15 protein-coding genes and 1 riboswitch are annotated in these 19142 nt (G+C 43.5%); of the genes, 4 read left to right on the top strand and 11 right to left on the bottom strand.

Annotation, left to right across the window (positions count from 1 at the left end; genetic code table 11):
* Positions 1-51: 51 nt before the first annotated feature.
* Positions 52-330 (top strand): hypothetical protein, encoded by a 279-nt coding sequence (locus tag AB4161_RS08575; RefSeq protein WP_102321458.1) that lies wholly within the window; start codon positions 52-54, stop codon positions 328-330.
* A 529-nt stretch (positions 331-859) separates the two neighbouring features.
* Here the strand turns inward: AB4161_RS08575 and AB4161_RS08570 are convergent.
* Positions 860-1771, bottom strand: a complete 912-nt coding sequence (locus AB4161_RS08570) for a LysR family transcriptional regulator (protein WP_017069525.1) — start codon at positions 1769-1771, stop codon at positions 860-862.
* Between the two features lie 330 nt (positions 1772-2101).
* The gene (locus AB4161_RS08565) at positions 2102-3574 is read right to left on the bottom strand and encodes a carboxypeptidase M32 (RefSeq protein WP_372083203.1); all 1473 of its coding nucleotides are present in this window, start codon (positions 3572-3574) and stop codon (positions 2102-2104) included.
* A 296-nt stretch (positions 3575-3870) separates the two neighbouring features.
* On the opposite strand from AB4161_RS08565, the gene AB4161_RS08560 reads away from it, so the two are divergent.
* Entirely contained in the window at positions 3871-4506 is a 636-nt protein-coding gene (locus AB4161_RS08560) for a LysE family translocator (RefSeq protein ID WP_017058961.1), read from the top strand.
* 106 nt (positions 4507-4612) lie between these two features.
* On the opposite strand, the gene AB4161_RS08555 is transcribed toward AB4161_RS08560, so the two are convergent.
* The 4 genes from AB4161_RS08555 to AB4161_RS08540 all read right to left on the bottom strand — a co-directional run bounded on the left by AB4161_RS08555 (position 4613) and on the right by AB4161_RS08540 (position 9674).
* Positions 4613-6088: an aerolysin family beta-barrel pore-forming toxin gene (locus AB4161_RS08555; protein WP_372056477.1), complete on the bottom strand. Its 1476-nt coding sequence runs from the start codon at positions 6086-6088 to the stop codon at positions 4613-4615.
* A gap of 560 nt (positions 6089-6648) precedes the next feature.
* Positions 6649-7110 carry a hypothetical protein gene (locus AB4161_RS08550; RefSeq protein WP_372083202.1) on the bottom strand — a complete coding sequence of 154 codons (462 nt, stop codon included), beginning with the start codon at positions 7108-7110 and terminating at the stop codon, positions 6649-6651.
* Positions 7107-7919 carry a transcriptional regulator gene (locus AB4161_RS08545; protein WP_372083201.1) on the bottom strand — a complete coding sequence of 271 codons (813 nt, stop codon included), beginning with the start codon at positions 7917-7919 and terminating at the stop codon, positions 7107-7109. The genes AB4161_RS08550 and AB4161_RS08545 overlap by 4 nt, the downstream gene beginning before the upstream one ends.
* A 384-nt stretch (positions 7920-8303) precedes the next feature.
* A complete protein-coding gene (locus AB4161_RS08540) occupies positions 8304-9674 on the bottom strand; it encodes a sodium:alanine symporter family protein (RefSeq protein ID WP_017059726.1) in 1371 nt (456 codons plus the stop codon).
* A 128-nt stretch (positions 9675-9802) separates the two neighbouring features.
* A riboswitch (glycine riboswitch) is annotated at positions 9803-9922 on the bottom strand.
* A 609-nt stretch (positions 9923-10531) separates the two neighbouring features.
* Here AB4161_RS08540 and AB4161_RS08535 point away from each other — a divergent pair.
* Both AB4161_RS08535 and AB4161_RS08530 read left to right on the top strand, forming a co-directional pair.
* A complete protein-coding gene (locus AB4161_RS08535) occupies positions 10532-11266 on the top strand; it encodes a chromosome partitioning protein ParA (RefSeq protein WP_372083200.1) in 735 nt (244 codons plus the stop codon).
* Positions 11267-11588: 322 nt separating this feature from the next.
* Positions 11589-11816 carry a hypothetical protein gene (locus AB4161_RS08530; RefSeq protein ID WP_065584878.1) on the top strand — a complete coding sequence of 76 codons (228 nt, stop codon included), beginning with the start codon at positions 11589-11591 and terminating at the stop codon, positions 11814-11816.
* 143 nt (positions 11817-11959) lie between these two features.
* Here the strand turns inward: AB4161_RS08530 and AB4161_RS08525 are convergent, their stop codons facing one another.
* The 5 genes from AB4161_RS08525 to AB4161_RS08505 all read right to left on the bottom strand — a co-directional run bounded on the left by AB4161_RS08525 (position 11960) and on the right by AB4161_RS08505 (position 18955).
* On the bottom strand, positions 11960-13501 hold the full coding sequence (locus AB4161_RS08525) for an alanine/glycine:cation symporter family protein (RefSeq protein WP_372083199.1): 1542 nt from the start codon (positions 13499-13501) through the stop codon (positions 11960-11962).
* Between the two features lie 561 nt (positions 13502-14062).
* The gene (locus AB4161_RS08520; protein ID WP_372083198.1) at positions 14063-15235 is read right to left on the bottom strand and encodes an ABC transporter permease; all 1173 of its coding nucleotides are present in this window, start codon (positions 15233-15235) and stop codon (positions 14063-14065) included.
* Entirely contained in the window at positions 15232-16533 is a 1302-nt protein-coding gene (locus AB4161_RS08515) for an ABC transporter permease (RefSeq protein WP_372083197.1), read from the bottom strand. The genes AB4161_RS08520 and AB4161_RS08515 overlap by 4 nt, the downstream gene beginning before the upstream one ends.
* Before the next feature lie 7 nt (positions 16534-16540).
* The gene (locus AB4161_RS08510) at positions 16541-17515 is read right to left on the bottom strand and encodes an HlyD family secretion protein (protein WP_017070946.1); all 975 of its coding nucleotides are present in this window, start codon (positions 17513-17515) and stop codon (positions 16541-16543) included.
* A gap of 3 nt (positions 17516-17518) precedes the next feature.
* Positions 17519-18955, bottom strand: a complete 1437-nt coding sequence (locus AB4161_RS08505; protein WP_017059718.1) for a TolC family protein — start codon at positions 18953-18955, stop codon at positions 17519-17521.
* Between the last annotated feature and the right edge of the window lie 187 nt (positions 18956-19142).

Genomic DNA, 19142 nt, shown 5'->3' with positions numbered 1-19142 from the left:
AATTTCTTACTAAACTGGAATTAGTATTGAACTAATAAAAAAGGAATAGTTATGCGAATTGTTTTTTTTGTTTTTGCTCTTTTTTTTTCTTCCCTTTCATTTGGAGGTTTTAAACCAATTCACGATAAAGCCTTAGAAGAAAAAGCACTCGATGCATTAGAAGTTCACTTAGTAGCTGAAGGTTTGATAAGAGATGATGCTGAGCTAGCTCTCGCGTATGAGGAGGGAGGGAAGAGTATTTTTTTCTTTCGAGTAAGAGTGCATGAAGGTGGGGATGAGTTATATAGGGTTTTTTGCTCAAAGGCTAGGTGCCGTTTTAGTTATAACTGACAATTGAAGTTGTAGTGGTCTAATGATCCCTGACAATCACGTAAGCGACTTTTTCTATCCTTTTAATTCATGCTTTGCTTAATTGGCAATCTTGCTAAAACGGAAATGTCCAGAGGCTTCATAAGCCTGAAGCTTTACTCGTGGCGCTTTTCTTGCAAAGTGCCTGCTAGCTCAGATCTGCCCCAAAATCACTTAGATTGAATACTCTACATCGTTTAGGATGCGAACATTTTCCCTACTAAAAGTCATCCATCCTTATGAACTTTAGTTGTGAACAATTGCTATGTATCACATCAACCATTTAGTCACTTTATCTTCACGGGCTGGGGGTAAAATCACAACAAACTGTATGATATCTTTTATATTATTTAAAGGTACAGGGAAAGTGACATGACTGAAGAGATAGTCAGCTTGATACCTCACACTCCTATATAAAGGGTGTAATCCATCAAAACTCGAACTTAAAGTTAACTGAAACGAAAACAAGGCTCTAATTGAACCTTGTTAAAAAATTGGATGAGTCTATGAGTTAACGACGGAGACCGTCTTCAAATCGCTTGCGATAATTGTTTATCACGGTGATTAACGACTTTTTAATATCAACAATTTGTTTGGAATGTGGACACCAAAGCGCGAAGCCAAACTTGAAGCCCTCTAGCATCTCATCGGCTTCAACTGGCTCAATGGCATGATTGGCAAACTCAGTATTAGCGAAGGTTTTAGGCAGTAACGCCCAACCCAACCCCGCTTCGACCATCTTTATCACTAGGGCAAGTTGATCGATTGCTTCATTGTCTGAGCTGTAAATAATCTTCTCTGACATACCTTCTTCAATAAAAGATCGTAAGACAAATTGTTTGCTGTTTTTCAGAGCTACCAAGACTGCACTTTTCTCCAACCTAGATAGATCTCCACCTTTTTGAACAAAAGGGAGAAATTCGAAATGCCCAAGGAAAGTCGCATCAAAGCTATACATCGCCTGACGGTCATGCACATTGACGATACCAAAATGGTATTCGCCACTATCTATGCCTCTTTTGATGTCCTGTTTATTCCTAACAAAAAAGTTCACGCGCATTAGCGGAAAATCGCGAAGAAATTGCTGGCGGATTTCAACCAAAGCGCGATGAGGAATCACACTAGAATAAGCGATGTTGACGCTTTCTAATCCACCATAAGAGAGGCTTAGCGCCAATTTATCGAAAGTACGCGCTTGCTCGATGGTTAATTTAGCATTGTGATAAAGAAGGTGACCATCTTCAGTTGGCTCTACCGAACGCCCCACTCGTTCAAACAAACTGACCGCTAGTTGGTCTTCAAGGTTGGTAATCACCTGCCCTATCGTAGTTCGGTGCTTATTGAGTTTGACCGCGGCTTTGCTAAACGAGAGTTGTTCATAAACGGTCACGAACGCGAGAAGTTGTTCAAAACTAAAATTCATAGGTTTCGCTTCCTTTCTAGAGTGATTTACTTAAAATATGATAACTGATCTGCACCAGTGATACTGGACACTCGACTAAGCGAGTTGCCCTACTTCTGTTAATTCATGACTTACTAAATTAGATAAAACGCAACTCGGAAATGTCCAGAACCTTCACAGATGGCACTTCGTAACTCAGAAGTGCCCCTTTTCTAGTTAGAACCAAAGCTACCCTTCAGCCATAATTGTGACTTTTGACTTACAATACTTGTACTATGCTTTTTTCAGCTTGGTTCTACTTACACAGCAAGCTCTGCAAGTAGAAACCTTCAATGTGGTTGGGCGTTTTATCTACAGATAACGACTTCTCAAATGGTCTTTGAAGTATTGCGCATTCAAGGTTTCGCCCGTTGCACCTTTCACCAAGTCATCAGTGGTCAGCAGGCTGCCTTTGCTCCAAATGTTTGATTCTAACCAAGTGAAGATAGGGGATAGGTCACCGCTTTCAATCACAGAGTTTATATCTACCGTTTTCTTCATTGAAGCCATGAACTGCGCCGCGTACATCGCACCTAATGTGTACGATGGGAAGTAACCAAATGCGCCGTCTGTCCAGTGGATGTCTTGCATACAGCCGTTAGTGAAGTTACCTTGAGTGCTTAAACCAAGGTAAGACTGCATCTTGGTATTCCATAACTCTGGCACGTCAGTGTGTTTGATCTTGCCGTTGATCAAGTCACGCTCAATCTCGTAACGCAGGATAACGTGTGCAGGGTAGGTCAGTTCATCAGCATCGACACGGATGAAGTCTTTCTTCACGCGCGTGTAGATCTTCTGGAAGTTTTCTTTCTCAAATTCTGAGCCTGAGAATTGCTGACCAGCCAAGTTCGCTAAGTGTCCAATGAACGGGTCGCTGCGGCCGACTTGCATCTCGAAGAATAAAGATTGAGATTCATGAATGCCCATAGAACGAGCTTCCCCCGCTGGTTGTCCTGCTAGGTGTTTTGGTAAGCCTTGTTCGTAACGTGCGTGGCCTGTTTCATGCACAATACCCATTAAGCTTTGAACGAATTCCGCTTCGTCATAGCGTGTTGTGATACGCACGTCTGAAGGGACACCGCCACAGAATGGGTGAACACTTTCATCCAATCGGCCGTGTTCAAAATCGAACTGAAGCAGCTTCATGACTTCTAAACCCAGTGCTTTCTGTTTCTCGGTCGAATAGATACCTGATGGTGCGTTAAATTGCTCGCTCGATTGTTTTTCGATCACTTCATCAATTAAACCTGGAAGCCAAGTTTTAACGTCTGCAAATAGGGTATCAAGTGAAGTAGAGCTGGTGCCCGGTTCATAAATATCCAGCATCGCATCATAAGCCGTTAGATTGGCTGCGTCTGCGCGAATCTGCGCTTCTTCACGAGAAAGCTCAACCACTTCACGCCAGTTCTTTTCGAATCCAACCCAGTCGTTGTTACCGCGTTGGCTACGCCACGCATGTTCACATTTTGAACCCGATAGAGATTTCGCTTCAACCAGTTTTTCTGGAAGTAGGTTTGCTTGTTGCCACTGGCGTTTTATTTCACGAAGTGACGATTGTTGCTCAGTGTTCAGCGCTTCATTTTCAGCGTCTGCAATCCAATCGCCAAGCTGTGGTTGAGTCATTAAGCCGTGAATATGAACAGAAAGCTCGGCCATCGCTTCACTACGAGCTTGGTTACCACCTGCTGGCATCATTGAAGCTTGGTCCCAACCACAAATAGAAGCTAGGTGTTGAAAGCGTGAACATTTTTGAGAGTGTTCGACTAGTTTTTTGAATGCGCTCATTTGACTACTCTTAATTTGGTTTCTTTAAATGATCCTTAGGGCTGCGTCAGCGTTAAGGTTCATCTCGTGTACTTTGATTATGGCTTTGCTTTTTAATGACGCCGACCTTCGCAGTCGAAGATATAGCGAGAAAAGCATGAGGCGGTACGATGCCTTGAATTTACTATTTCTTAACAAATCAAACTGTTCTATTGTGCACAAAATCAGTGAGTTGTATAGCTGGTGGCAATTGTTGCTTGCGAATTGTTCAGATACACGGTATTGATGATAGATCTCTGAACAAAAATGACAATGATATGGATATTTTGAACTTTGAGGCATTTCTAATTGCCATCACTATTTTAACGCTAACGCCGGGCTTAGATACGGCTTTGGTGATTCGCAATACTAGCCGCTCTGGCTTAGCTGACGGTTGTATGACGAGCTTTGGTATTTGTAGCGGCTTGTATGTACACGCGTTTTTCTCTGCTGTGGGTATATCTGCAATCCTCGCCCAATCCGCTGAACTCTTTCAAGCCGTTAAGATGGTAGGTGCGGTTTACCTCATCTGGCTTGGCTTAAGCAGTTTGCGAGCGTTGATGAAAAACGGTGGCGGTTTGAAGGTCGGAGAACAAGCTCAGCAGGCTTACAGTGCAAAGCGTTCTTTGCGTGAAGGCTTTCTGTCTAACGTTCTTAACCCAAAAACAGCAGTTTTCTATCTGGCCTTTTTACCTCAATTTGTAAACCCTGAAGGTTCGCCTTTATTGCAATCTATGTTGATGGCTTCGGTACACTTTATGATTGCGATGGTATGGCAATGTGGTTTGGCTGGCGCGCTTAACTCGGCTAAAAATTTGCTCAAAAACGCGAGTTTTATGAAGTGGATGGAAGGCGTGACGGGCATGGTGCTGGTTGGGCTGGGTGTTAAGCTTCTGATGGAAGAGCCTGTGTAGTTCACCGTTTTCAGTTGAACATGAATATATGAAAGCCCACGATGTGTCGTGGGCTTTGTGCTTTATTACTGGTAGATCTTTGTACCGATCTTATTCAACAGCGCAGTTATTCAACGACGCTAATGTTCATCTCAGCACCTTCGAAACCTAAGTCACTCAACTCATCGGCGTTAAAGTTGGTGGTAACTTCGATGTCGCCAATGCGCTCAGTAGATTCGTTGACGGAATCAGTACTTCTTTTGCTGCGTAGATTGTTAGTAATTGGTGTTGCTTGTCCAATTTCGATAGTACCTGCAAATTGAGATTCAGCGTAGAAATCTCCAGACACGTAAGAGTGGAAGGGGCGTAAGCTTCCGCCAGTCGCGTATTGCATGCTTGATAAGCCAGCTTCTTTAATCGCCCAGCCCCAATCCCACCATTTTGTTTCACCTGGGATGTAACGGTGATCCCATTGGTAGCGAATGTCGGCAGATTCACTGCTGCCACGACCCATCGTGAAGGTATGAGCCTTGTATGGGCGGTTATCTGGATGAGAGTGCCACGCGTTGCCACCCCAACGAAGGAAGCCGTTGAATTCAACATCGTAGCTAATATCGGCGTTGAATCGGTACGGGTAAGAGATGCTTGAACGATACAACTCAACTCGAATCGGCAGCTCCGAATTCGCAGGAACCATAGGACGAGCTTGAAGTGTTACTTGTTCGCTAGTGGAGTTGCCATTTGTTTCAGCGAAGCTTTGGTTAGCCTCGAACTTAACTGTGAGCTTAGTTTCACCAACCAAAGGCCACTTGAAGGTGTTCTCTGTTTGAACGCTTTGTGAGAATCCATAGCTGTTCGTTTTCGACCAGTTTGTTGATTCGTCTACTTTTAGGTCGACCACCACTTGTTGCGCGATATTGCTGTTGTTTCTTGCCGTCGCGTAAACCGTCTTCACTAATTCACGATCTGACTCGACAACATCACCATGCCAAAAGTTGTCGTCGTTAACGGTATAGGCAAAATTGTCGACGGTGATTTTGGTTTTTTCATCACAGCGATAGCCACTACAAGAACCATTGTTATTTCCCTGTATCACCCAACTGTTGCCAGAGCGCTTTATCGTCATGTCTTCGCCAACATACTGACTGTTATTACCGCCAACCCAAGCGTAACCTAGGTTGTGAGCTAAATAGCTTAATGGGCGAACAAAGTCGTTACGGTTGTTCACTAATTCATACTGAACATCGATTTCGCTGCCTTCCTGAACCGATTTGGCGGAATAATTAGGGATTTCAGATTGGTCGTTGTTTGGGTAACAGAACGTTGACCCACTGCTTGATTGTTTAATTTCGCCATGATAGCCAGGCCCCATGATTACCCAGTTTCCTTTTAACCCGGTGATCTGCCAAGTGCCCATACGAGCGACCAAAGCACTCTTCTGCTCTTCGGCTTCATAACGGTCTATAGGACGATAACCAGAGCGACATACATCTTCACCAAGTTGGTCAAACACTATTTGGTCTGGGTAAATCTTCGCATTTACACCGGTTGATAGAACAGACAACACTGCGGTTGCTAAGAGACTTCTGTTTACTGTGATCATTAACAATTCCCTCATTTGTAATTTTTCTATTTTGATAATGTTTTGTGTGCCGTGCAGTTAACAAGACAAGTTCACTTTTTCATGTTGATAAATAGATAGATACTGAAAAGCGTTGAATTAAATTACCCCGTCAATTCAATGATTTGTATTGTTATTAGTGTTTTTACGGTGAAAGAGTATGCAACTAAACATAAATTGTTTGATGGGGCTCAAACCGTTTTTAGAAAAATTAAGGCCTATTATTCGGGCTTAGACATCAAAATTATTTGACGTTATTTTTGGCGCTTGTATGAATGGTTAATTAGAAGAAAAGATATAACCATTCATAATGCTCGTAGTTTTAAGGTGGGCTGGTAGTGAGTGACAAGGAGTAAAAGTCTAACTTGAATACTTTGATTTTCTATCGGTTTTAAAATGCAAACACTTAAAGTAAGGATGACGGTAATAATTGCATTGCTGATAGAATAATGAAAATAACCATCCGTTTTCTATGTGTAATATCGGCAAAGCTTGCTACTTGATAATAGGGCACTTGTTACTAGTGGTTAAACTATCTCTAATTATCGTTTGGCCAGAAGTTGTGTTCGGCCTGTATTACACGTTTTAATGATGGCGAATAAATTATTCGAACTTAAGATATCAATCTTTACCGTTAATGGGTCATCGTTGATTAACAGGTAAGGCGACAATCGGCTGTCATTCATTGTTTTATTTATTTTTTGCACAGAGACTAAGTCGATGGTGCCAGAAATAGAAAAGAAAAGTGATTGAGAAGGGCGGGCTGTTCCCCTGAATCGCAGAACAAGTGGGTCGGGCATGTTGTCGTCTTGAACGGACATCAGGTGCAGCACCTTGTTGTTACTTATTTTCGTTAATCCGTCGGTACGTAATACATTGTCATTCACTATCAGGTCCACCACGCTATGTTGGTAGCGATGCTCTTCTTCTGGTTGGGGCGAAGGGATACTCCATATGCCAACCAATAAAACGAATGCAGAAATGAGCGCAACGATTGGCATCATAATTGACCTCTTTCTAGGAATAGGGCAAGTTCGGTACTGGCTTGATCTAATTGGGTTGGCGTGTAAAAGATGTTGACGGACTGGCGTGTGGCTTTGTTGAGAATAGAGAGCTCAGAATATTCCGCTTCTTCGCTAATGTACGCCACACAATCACATTGATATTGATAGAGAATGCTTTCTAGCTCTGGCGTCATCGCCATTTCAGGGGCTTGGAAAACTTGTATTTGACCTATCCATTGCTCGCTGAGTCGGTTAACGGGATTGATCTCGCTGAGGTTTCTCTCATTAACCTTAGCAAAAGCCAATAACGCTGATGCCAACAGTAAGCAGCCAGTGGTGAAGTAGCACAACTTGTTTCGGTTTTCAGCAGTAGGAAAGTAAGCCGACGAACTTTGTTTAGGGTTAAGCTTAGGTTCGACTGCAACTGCTGCACCGATAGCAATACCGTTATTGCCGACGGGTATTAGGTTGCTCGCATCAGCAAGGGGAGTTGTGGCTGCATTATTGATGGGGGAGTCGATCACCACGCACTCATCGATAAGGCGATAGCCCACCTTAGGAACGGTGACGATTGGGGTTTCTTTGATGCCTAATCTAACGAACCCTTGGCGCAGCAAACTTATACTTTTCGCTAGTGACGTATCCCCTATGAACTCGTTTCCCCAAGCGAAGCTAATAATATCTTGTTTGTTAACAATATCGGGTGAGTTTTTATATAATAACTCCAGAACTCGAGTTTCACGGTATCCTACTTTAATAGAACGTTCATCGTTATAAATACGGTTTTTAATTGGGTCGAATCTGATCATATAGCCAACGTTTTATTTTTATTATAATTCTTTCTACAATGTAGATGACTATAAACTGACTAATATATGAATTAAAGTCACATGTTTTATTCTTCTGGTTTTTTGTGTTGTTGAAACAAAAAGAAATTTAATATGTTTGTGACAAAGCGCCTGACACCAACGCACAACCTGTTAAATATAAGTAATATCTAATTAAGTGTTGGTTTTATTAGTGTCCTTTTTAGTAGTCTTCTATTCGCTTTATTAAATCGCATAGTAGTCGATTTAATATTCTTGTTATTTATAAGGGCATATGTGCTGCATAATAATTTAAGACGTTTCGCTATGTGATGAAAATAAAAAAGCCCGCAGTTGAGTGCGGGCTTGGTATTCAATCAATTCAGGTTACGCTTTAACTGCTTCACAATCATTTGAAGACGTCAACGGTTTGAAGAATAGCTTGGTTTCTTCGATAACAACGTGGCGCAGCAAGATAAGCCCGATTAGGTTCGGAATTGCCATTAGGCCGTTCACGATATCAGCCATTATCCAGATCATGTCGAGCTTTAAGAATGCACCAGAAGCCACCAACGCAATGAAGATGATCTTGTAAGGCAATACAGCTTTGGTACCTAGCAAGAACACAACACAGCGCTCACCGTAGTAGTTCCAACCTAAAATTGTTGTAAACGCAAAGAAGATTAAGCCAACAGAAACCAACATAGGGCCAAGGGTATCTGCATTCAGACCAACAGCGAATGCGTGAGTGGTCATCGCAGCGCCTGAAAGATCAGTCTGCCAAGCACCCGTTAAGATAAGCGCCAAACCTGTCATCGTACAGATGATGATGGTGTCGAAGAAGGTACCTGTCATAGAGACAAGTCCTTGTTTCACACATGAGTCTGTTTTAGCCGCTGCTGCAGCCATTGGTGCGCTACCTAGGCCAGATTCGTTCGAGAACACACCACGAGCGATACCTGATTGGATAGCAAGCATGATGCTCGCGCCAAAGAAACCACCGGTTGCTGCTGTGTTGGTAAACGCAGAAGTCACAACAAGGGTAATGGCATTCAGTAGTTGGTCGGCATTTGAAATCAGAACGCTTAAACACGCGACGACGTACATAACCGCCATAGTAGGAACAACTTTCCCTGCCACTTTAGCGATAGATTGGATACCACCAAGGGTAACCACTGCCACTAATATCGTAAGAACGACAGCAGACATCTCACGCGAAGCGCCAAATGAGATTTGAGTTGCGTCCAAGATAGCGTTGACTTGTGGGAAGGTACCGATACCGAAGCAAGCAACGCCGAGCGCGAAGACAGCGAACATTACCGCTAAGATTCGTGAGCCGACACCGTATTGCAGGTAGTACATTGGGCCGCCAACCATTTCGCCATTGCTATCGGTTCTGCGGTATTTAACGGCGAGTAGACATTCTGCGTACTTGGTCGCCATACCAAATACAGCGGCAAGCCACATCCAGAATAGGGCACCAGGGCCACCAATCTTGATTGCGGTCGCTACACCAACGATGTTACCTGTACCAATGGTTGCTGAAAGTGCAGTACACAAAGCCGCGAAACTCGATACGTCACCCGTACCAGATTTGTCTTTGCTGAACACCATTTTCAGTGCAGTTGGGAGGTGTCTAAACTGGAGTAAGCCTAAGCGAAAAGTAAAGTAGATACCTGTACCCACTAGCAGAATAAGCAGTGGTGGTCCCCAAACGAATTGGTTGATGGTTTGTAGTGTAGCTTGTAGGTGGTTCATAGATTCCCCTTAATAAATTAAAAATTTAAGGAGAAGAGGGAAGGCAGTGCAGATCTCAGGGATCGGGGGCACTACTTAATACATACGGATTTCTAGATAGAATTCTTGTGTTAATTAAGGCTGTTGCTTTCCACTCCTCTGTCCTTTTGCCTGAGAGTTTCACTTAGCGAATCACTTATAGATAAGTAACGGGCACTAAGCTTGCTCCTTCGGCGACCGATCTAACGGTTCTCTCCAGAGGTTCCTCCAACGACAGTCCTCACTTTTCTGGATTTCTCCAGCATAAAGCACCTGAAAGATTTACTTCTTCGGCGGGTCAACCTAACTAAATGTTAATGTTTAGTTAAAAACCACTCTCCTGCAGTCTTCATCAGAACAATTACCTAAATAATTAGGTAATCTGTAGGCGTATCCTAGATCATATAAAATGTGATGTCAGCTACAAAATATCTGTTTGCACAAATGTTGTTCAACTAAATGATCAAACAACGAGTCTCTGACGTAACTTGCTTATTTAAATGGTATAAAATAGAGAAACAAGGAGGAGTTATGACTCGACTAATAGCGATTGTTTTTTTATTGGCTTTGGCATTTGTACTATTTCGTTACCGGACAAACGAAAAACTGCAAAAATGGGTAGTGATAGTTATCGTTAGCAGTTTCCTTTTGTATACTGCCAGCTTGATGATTTCGGAGTTAACTCGTTAAGCCTGCCTGTAAACAGGTGGGATGAATGTGTTAGTAAAGCTTAAGTGCTTCTGGCTTGAGCGATAGGTTTAACTGAGCCTTCACAATCAGTATTGGCATTCGTGTCAGTGACCGCGTAACGTTAAATAAATTTTTGGGAGTACCCGCTAGTGAACCAGCAATCTGGACAAAGCGAACAAGATGAAGTGGTTGTTATAGAAGAACGCGATAAGCGCAGTCAGCTCTATATCGGCATTGCTGCGGTTATAGGTTTAGCACTGGGTGGCTTAATTGGTTCTACAGTTACGGCTTCTAAGTGGGAGTCCACTTATCAGGTACTCGAAACTCGTTATCAAGAACTGCATGACAGCAGAGCACAGTTGATGACATCCGTTGAAACTAAAGTGGCAAAAGTTGATACCGAAATCGATGCGAAAGTAGAAGCCGCTCTAGTGAAACAAACAGAAGAGCATCAAAAAGAGCTCCAGGAATTAGCGAAGCAGTCTTCGGTTTTAGAGAAGGCGAACTACTCGTTAGAGCAACAGCTAAATGAACAGAAGCAAACGTTAGAGCAAACTCAGCAAGACAACCAGAAACTTAATCGTCAGGCTGACATGCAATCGACTTTGTTTGAGCGTGCGCGTGAAGTTTTCCGAAAAGAATTACAGATTTCTCAAGAACTTGAAAAACTTGAGAAAGAAAGAGATCAACTCGAGCAGAATCTTGGTTCTCTTAAGAAAGCGTGTGATGTTTACTTAGATGGCACATCATGGGATGCGAAATCTGACGCGTGTGAGAAGCAAGATAACGCTAACTCTCGACTGAGCGATATCAGACAAATGATTGAAGTCCACACCATGGATCTCAAGCAGATCAAAACGCTCACTGAAGAGATGGATTTATAAGCCGAAGGCTTTACCAACCTAACGTTAGTTTTGCATTAAATATTGAAACGCCCACATCACACACGTGATGTGGGCGTTTTGCGTTTGTCGAGAGCATAGATCCGGTGCGTTCTCATTATTGATTATTTAAGTGTTTTCATTGTTTGCTTAGATATTTGTGAATAGTTACGTATATCCACAATGATATGTTACTTGTTGTCTATTAAATGACTTTGCATACATATTTTCAGCTCAGAGTCGCTGCATAATAGTGTTGTTCAGGATGAACACGCAGTCGATTGCTAGCTCGCATTTGGCTGCTTTGACGACAAGGGATGGAGTGATGCCAGAGTATCTTTGTGAGAACTGCACCATAGCTTATTGTTTCGATGATTGTCGCTCGCCATTAGCGCAAAAAGAGATGATCAAAGTAGAAGAGTTGGTTCGTCGTGTCGATGTTGAACACGATGATGAACAGAGTGAAAAGGGTGAAAAGAGTGAGCAGGGCATTGAAGGTAGTTATTCGCCTAATCGTTCAGACATAAAAAATCCCCACAAGCCAAGCTGGTAGGGATTTTGGATAAGTTGCAGTCCTGTTCTCGCTTTCTCAAGCAAAGGGTCTTACAAAAATTTTTAGAACAGTTTCGTTTTTAGAGCTGTGTCGTTTCTTAGAATGCAGTTAGCTACTAGAGCAAAACCTCATTCCACTAAACGTTATTTCTCATACGTTTTGATTTCGCCTGATTTCACACGAGCAACAAACGATTGCAGTTCTTTCTTCACAACTGGCATCAAGAAGTACAGACCAAGAATGTTGAAGATAGACATCGCAAAGATAGCCGCATCAGAGAAGTCGATTACCGCACCAAATTGAATCGTGGCACCAATAACAACAAACACACAGAACATCACTTTGAAAATCAGCTCCGTTGTTTTGCCTTCACCAAATAGGTAAGTCCAAGCTTTAAGACCGTAGTACGACCAAGAGATCATGGTAGAAAACGCAAACATGATTACTGCGAGAGCGAGTGTGTATTTGAATACTTCTGCCGTTTCAGTAAACGATGCAGCAGTCAGCGTTACACCCGTTAAACCAGAGCCATCGAATGGACCTACGTTTAAATCAGCGATAGTGATAACCAATGCGGTCATTGTACAAATGATTACCGTATCAACGAACGGTTCTAATAGTGATACTAGACCTTCGGTGATTGGTTCTTTTGTTTTAACCGCTGAGTGAGCGATAGCTGCTGAACCTACACCTGCTTCGTTCGAGAATGTTGCACGTTTCAAGCCTTGAATTAGCGCACCAATAAATCCACCAACAACACCTTCACCAGTAAATGCACCTGTAAAGATTGCGCTGAACGCAGGGCCAACTTGATCAAGGTTAGAACCGATAACAATCAGAGCCATACCGATATACAGAGCAGCCATCCAAGGAACAACTTTTTCTGTTACCGATGCGATAGAAGGCATACCACCAACAATCACAGAGAAAACTAAAGAGGCAAGTACAAGGCCAGTGATCACACCGTATTCACTTGGTACATCAAATGCGTAAGTTAACATGGCGTGTGCTTGGTTAGCTTGGAACATGTTACCGCCGCCCAATGCGCCCAAAATACACATTAATGCGAAACCAATAGCGAGCACTTTACCTAGTCCGCCTAAACCTCTTTCACCCAGACCTTGGCTTAGGTAGTACATTGGACCACCCGAAACAACACCTGAAGGTAGGATAGTTCGGTATTTCACACCTAAGGTACACTCACAGAACTTAGAAGCCATACCCAGAAGGCCACACAAGATCATCCAGAATGTCGCGCCAGGGCCACCAATCGCAAGTGCAGCACCTACACCGGCAATGTTACCAAGCCCGACAGTACCAGAAAGCGCCGTTGTTAACGCTTGAAAGTGAGAAACCTCGCCGTCCTCTTTAGAGTTAGGATCGGTATACTTACCTTTGATAATGTCTATCGCCATGCCGACACGTTTAAATTGAACAAAGCCAAAGTAAACAGTGAAGATGATTGCAGCCAGCAACAGCCAGCCAACAATCACGGGGAAGTTAGCTTCACCAATCGGTACACTTTTAAATATCAGCCCAACGAACCAACCTGTGTATTCGTTGAAAAATCCATCAACACTTTTACTTAAGTTGCTGATAGCTTGGTTAAATGATCCTTCTTCTGCAAATGCACTGGAACTAAACAATAATATAAACCCAAAAAATAATTCACGTATGTTTTTCATGGTTTTCCCTGTCTTTTTAATAAATTATGTTTGTTGCTGTTGTGTTTGTTTTCTATTTGATTTGTATATCTCAGTGGTTTATCTACTTCATTCGACGGCAACATAAACGGCTGTAGCTAGGTCGAAAAACGAAATAAATATAAGTACTGATCTTGCTTTGTATGGATATCCTTTTGGTATGTGCACCAATAAGACTATGGTATTCGGGCTACCAAGCCCTACTGATAATCCTATACATAAAAATAATGCCAACAAAGAAATTTTTACAATAAATTTACAATTGTTCGGGTTTTGTCATCATTTGGGAATAAGTCGATGCTTTTTAGGCAGAGAAAAGTATATGCAGTAGTTGTTTTAGGGGCGGGTGAAGGATAATTCAGAGTGATGGGCTGTCGGGACATAGAGGGGGACATAGAGCGAACGTAGGAGAGTTCGAGTATGGCGGTGTTTAAACATTCGAAGGCTGAAGGTGTCTTTGGATCTGAGGATATTAAAAAAGCCCTTTATCAGAGCTTTTATGTTCTAGCGGAAAGCATGAGTACTTTCCGCTAGAACATAAAACTAAACGGCCCGATGACTATTGCTATTGCCAACTGTGCCTTTACTGGATTTGTGGTAGAGCTTAAGTGCCAATAATGAACCCCACAACAAAACTTGTCCCCAGAGTAATGTCCATTGAGACGCCACCTCTTGCCAAGATGCACCCATCTGATTAAGTGCTAAGAAACCTTGGATAGCCGGTGTGCTTGGGAATAGCTGTGATAACAGAACTAACCATTCAGGCATCATTTCAACCGGCCAGATAAAACCTGAAGAGAAGATCAGTGGCATTGAACTGATTAACACTACAACCGTGACTAGCTCTCTTCGTGGTACTAACTCACCAATCAAAATCCCTATCAAACAACTGGCCAGTAAGAAGGGCAGAAGTAAGGTTAAGATCTGTGTTGTTGAGGCGATCTGGTTTATCCCATACATCGAAAAGCTAGCGCCGAAATAGTACATCGACAACAAGTAATAAATGCCGACTAAGGTACAACAGCGAGCAAGCATCAGTTTCGCTGGAGAGGTCTTACTCCAGTAGCCAAATGTCGATTGAGCGTTTTGGGTTGCACCCACTAAACCAGAAGCCATGGCTAAGGTTTGTTGCAGGATTAACACAAAGACGGCTGGAACTACGTAATCGATGTATCCCATGCGACTATTAAACGTTGGTTTCAGGTTCAAGCTGAATGCACTGTAGCCTTTGGCTGCCGATTCTAAAGGCACACCTTCGACTAACAAATGGCTGACCTTAACTTGCGCAGCTAACGTACCACCGGCCTTGGCAAGCCCTTCAACAATGGTTCCGTAGACCAAAAAGTAAGAAGCATCACCAGCGTAAGAAAGTGTCGGGCTCTTACCGAGCAACAAGTCTTTATAGAAATCTTCTGGAATGACAAGGAATCCGCCAATCTCTTGGTTAAGCACGGCTTGTTTTGCATCGGCGATGGTGGAGTCTCGACGGACCAATTCGATCTGAGAGGTGGCATCCACCATACGCTCTAATTGATAGCTGCTTTGACTCTTATCCAAGTTCACAACCGAAGCTTTCAGTTGTTGAGGAACTTGGTTCGCGTAAGGCAATGGATACAAGAAGGAATAGAAGACCACACCACCAAATACCGTAAGAAGCACGACAGGGTTGCGCAATACCGCTAAGAGTTCTTGCTTGAGCAGTTGAGTAAAGCTCATCGTTTTACTCCTTGTTGTGCTGATGCTTCTGGCTGTGTTGACGGCGTTGTTTTTGCAGATATAGCTGCTTTTGTAGATGGATCTGCTTGTGCAGTTAGAGTTGATTGCGCCAAGTGTTTCTTAATTAGCAACATTACCACGAAAGCAGGAACTGCGTACCACAACATAGAAGAGAGGCTGATCAAAGACTGTGCTGCGCTCACACCATAACTAGACTGCGCCGTTTGTACTTCGATGTAATGACTCACGGGCAATAAGCTTCTCCAAATTTGAGCAGCTGTGTTCATGTCTGTTACTGGAAAGGTAATACCCATGAACGCAAAGCTTGGTGCCGTAAATGCGCCAGCGAAACTCATCGCCCTTGCTGGATCAAGTGTTAAGAAGAAAAACAAACAACCCATAATGATACAACTGATCACGGTTAGCAGTTGGGCAATAGTCAATGCCACAAAGCTGCCGTTAAATGGCCAGTCTAAGAGCACATAGAACCAAAAACTAAACGCGATACCAAACATCAAAAACAAGACAAGGTAGGGCGTTAATGTTGATGCGAGTGACTTCATAGGGGCGTTGGATAACCAAGCGTGAAGCCCACGAGCTCTAACGTTCGCCGTCAAAACCAATATCGTGCCCACCACAATCATGATCTGCCACAGTGCAGGAATAACCGCAGACACCAAGAACTGTGCATAACTGGTGTTCTTGTTGAACAGCGGCGTGATCTGGCTTTGTACCGTTACTGCTTGGCCTAATGCGGATTGCACCGTGGTATCACCGTGTGACAGCTGTTTCACGACTTCAAGTTGCGCGTTAAAAGTCCCTTGAGCCTGCAGCAAGGCAGAGTTCACCAGCTTACCGATTAAGATAAATTGGCTGTTATAGAATACAGACACTTGCGGATTCAAGCCGAGCAGAAGGTCTCGGTCGAAGTGCCTTGGTATCACAACATAACCATAGATATCACGTTCGATCATCGCTTTCGCCGCATCACTCGCAGAGCTGTATTTCTGAGTGACTTGCAGCGTTGGTGACGCATCAACAAGGCGTGTGAACTGTTGCGAGATTTGACTGTGCTCAAGGTCGACAACTGCGACCGGTAAGTCACGAGCGATCCCTTGTGAAAAAATCAGCCAGATACTGGCAGCAAGCAGCAAAGGAATCCAAGTTAGGCAAGACAACAACCATTTGTCTTTGCGGACAATCGCCCACTGCCGAAGCAAGGTATTCTTCGCTCTATGATGCTCAGTTGATTGCGAGCCTCTAGATTGCGATCCAGTATATTGAGCTTTAGCAGACATAAGTCACCTAAAGCTCAACCACTAGGCTCATGCCCATACGCAGTGTTTCGCTCGTATCGACAGGGTGTGCTTCTACTTCAAAAGTACGTAAATCGAAGCCTTGTGCTGCGTCTGTTGAGCGCCAAGTTGCGAAATCACCCATTACGGCGATGTGAGTTACTTGGAAAGTTAATGATTTATCCAGAGCCGGTAGGTACGCCTCAAACTGGCTGCCTTTCTCGAAATGCTTAAGCATGTCTTCACGAACATTGAGCACAGCCCAAGCATCCTTGGTGTCGATAACAGTCACAACAGGGAAGCCTTGTGGTGCAAGTTCTCCACTGCTCAATAGAACCTGAGAGACTTCGCCATTAAACCAGCTGTGGATCTGTGTGTCTTTTGCGTAAGCTTCAACTTCCGCTACCGCACCCGCTGCCATTAACGCTTTTTGAGCGGCGGCCACTTTGGTTTCGTCACGCGCACCTTCTTGCGCTAATTGATACATTTGGAATGCAGCGCTTTCGGTGTACTTCGCCGCTTGCCACTGTGTTTTGGCTTCATCACGCTTCTGCTCGGCAACCACACCATCGTTGTAAAGGTTGTTTACACGTTGGTAGGTTTTGTCCATCAGATCGGCAGCTGCTTTGGCTTTCAACCATTGGTCTTTAGCCGCTTGGATCTGTTGAGTACGCGCGCCATTCTCTGCTTCTTGTGCTAATGCACCAGCGGCTTTCTGACCAGCTTTTGCTTGCTCTAGCTTCGCATCAATCTCAGGGCTTAGTAGAGAGAAGATCAATTCGCCTTTTTCAACCGAATCGCCTTTGCGCACGAATATTTCATCAATTCTGCCAGGTACTTTCGATGAGATGCTGTATTGCTGCACATCGATTTGACCTTGAAGCTTAACCGGCTGAGGTTGATAAGCTTGATAGAAACTGTATCCGACCCAGCCAATAACGCCGATACCAACTAAAGATAGAAGAAGGGGCTTAATAGGTTTCATGAATTATCCTTTTGACTGGCTAACGGTGTCTGTTTTTGAGTCGAAATCAGACGGAACAGAGGAGGTTAAGTAACTGGAGTAAGCATTCATTTCGCTGGTTAGCGCTAACAGCTTGTTGAGAGAGATTAGGTATTTGAAGCGAGCAGCAGATTGCTGGGTTTTAATGCTCGCAAGATAAAGCTCGGCATCAACCACTTCTAATGAGTTAGATAACCCTTGTGTGAAGGCTTTTTTACGAAGTAATAGGTTTTCCTGAGCTAAAGACAAGCTCGAGTTTAGGCCTTGAACCTCTTCAATGGCTTGGTTTGCTTCAAGGTAAGTCTTTTGTACCAACACGGTTAAGTCTTGCTTAGCTTGTGACTTAAGGAATTGAACCTGTGATACGGCACTGTGAGCCGCAGCGACTTTGTCGGAACGGCCAGAGGTATCAAGCAGTGGCACATTCACACCAATGCCAACCAACCAATCGGGTTTCATTTCACTGGCTAGAGAGTCATCTTCATACAGGCTGTAATCACCATAAAGGTAAACCTCTGGGTAGTATTTACCTTTCTCGGCTTTAATTAAGCTGCTTGCTTGTTTCTCTTTTGCATCAAGAATCTTAAGGCCGGGGTAGGTCATGAGTGTCTGGTCAATGAACACGTCCATATGAGGCAGGTTCTTATTGATAAACAGTTGTTCAGAGGGTTCTACACTTTCATTTTGACCAAGGATTTGGGTCAACGCCAATTGCGCAATTTTAAGATCGTTCTGAGCTTTCGTGCGCTCTACAATCGCTTTATCTAAAGAAGCATCGGCTTGTAGGCGTTCTACTCGGGCGATTTGTCCTTGCTGTTCAAGCTTGATGGCGAAATCACGATGCTGAGTTAAGCCTGCTTCAACGGCTTGACGCGTTCTCACCACGTCTTCCGCTAAGATCACCGAGAAGTAATACTTACTTAAGTCTTCGTAGCGAGCTTGTTTCTCCATCAACAGTTGGCTTTGCGCTTCTTCGCTTTTACCTTCAGCGGCATTTTGCGCAGCGGTTATTCGACCACCAGTGAAGATAGGCCACACAGCACGAATGGAAGAGCTAAAGATGTCTTGTTCGGTAATGGTAGAGGTGATGCCACCTAACTGAGCTAAGAAGGGAGCAAATGCTGGATTTACGCCGCTTAAGCTGTCACCGAACTGTTCACCATTAATCGTCACATCACTATCAAGGTGCGTGTAGTTAGCCCCTAAGGTAATAGAAGGTAGATTAAGGCTACTTGTTGAGTTCTGAAGGTGTTGATAACGTTCAACGTTGGCTTGTTGAGCCGCAAGTGAGTTGTTGTTTTCTTGCAATATTTGCCACGCTTCAGAAAAAGTGAGCGGAGCTGCATAGCCTGGCGAAGCCATAGTGCCGAGAAGCATACTGGCGATCGCAAGGTATCGGAATTTTGGTTTGGTCATCTGCATTAAATACCAATTAGAGTATTAACTCTAATGTTAACAGGGCGATAGTCATTTGTCTTGAATAGATTGTCTCATATGAATAGAAATTTTCATAACTCGTTAATCAAGTGTAAATAAGATTGAGTGACGTGAATATCAAAGATAAATGAAACTTAAAAAGCACGCATAAGCGTGCTCTTTAAGTTCAGTA

Origin of the sequence: Vibrio sp. 10N.286.51.E5, from assembly GCF_041469125.1 — a bacterium.
Classification (GTDB): Bacteria; Pseudomonadota; Gammaproteobacteria; order Enterobacterales; family Vibrionaceae; genus Vibrio; species Vibrio crassostreae_C.
The sequence above is the reverse complement of the archived record's forward strand: the minus strand, read 5'-3'. Positions and strand labels throughout refer to the sequence as shown.

Bases quoted from the DNA above. Each gene is read 5' to 3' on its own strand.
- AB4161_RS08555 (WP_372056477.1), bottom strand. From the start codon at position 6,088: ATGATCACAGTAAACAGAAGTCTCTTAGCAACCGCAGTGTTGTCTGTT.
- AB4161_RS08505 (WP_017059718.1), bottom strand. From the start codon at position 18,955: ATGCAGATGACCAAACCAAAATTCCGATACCTTGCGATCGCCAGTATG.
- AB4161_RS08515 (WP_372083197.1), bottom strand. From the start codon at position 16,533: ATGTCTGCTAAAGCTCAATATACTGGATCGCAATCTAGAGGCTCGCAA.
- AB4161_RS08560 (WP_017058961.1), top strand. From the start codon at position 3,871: ATGGATATTTTGAACTTTGAGGCATTTCTAATTGCCATCACTATTTTA.
- AB4161_RS08575 (WP_102321458.1), top strand. From the start codon at position 52: ATGCGAATTGTTTTTTTTGTTTTTGCTCTTTTTTTTTCTTCCCTTTCA.
- AB4161_RS08530 (WP_065584878.1), top strand. From the start codon at position 11,589: ATGCCAGAGTATCTTTGTGAGAACTGCACCATAGCTTATTGTTTCGAT.
- AB4161_RS08550 (WP_372083202.1), bottom strand. From the start codon at position 7,110: ATGATGCCAATCGTTGCGCTCATTTCTGCATTCGTTTTATTGGTTGGC.
- AB4161_RS08545 (WP_372083201.1), bottom strand. From the start codon at position 7,919: ATGATCAGATTCGACCCAATTAAAAACCGTATTTATAACGATGAACGT.
- AB4161_RS08540 (WP_017059726.1), bottom strand. From the start codon at position 9,674: ATGAACCACCTACAAGCTACACTACAAACCATCAACCAATTCGTTTGG.
- AB4161_RS08570 (WP_017069525.1), bottom strand. From the start codon at position 1,771: ATGAATTTTAGTTTTGAACAACTTCTCGCGTTCGTGACCGTTTATGAA.
- AB4161_RS08565 (WP_372083203.1), bottom strand. From the start codon at position 3,574: ATGAGCGCATTCAAAAAACTAGTCGAACACTCTCAAAAATGTTCACGC.
- AB4161_RS08510 (WP_017070946.1), bottom strand. From the start codon at position 17,515: ATGAAACCTATTAAGCCCCTTCTTCTATCTTTAGTTGGTATCGGCGTT.
- AB4161_RS08525 (WP_372083199.1), bottom strand. From the start codon at position 13,501: ATGAAAAACATACGTGAATTATTTTTTGGGTTTATATTATTGTTTAGT.
- AB4161_RS08520 (WP_372083198.1), bottom strand. From the start codon at position 15,235: ATGAGCTTTACTCAACTGCTCAAGCAAGAACTCTTAGCGGTATTGCGC.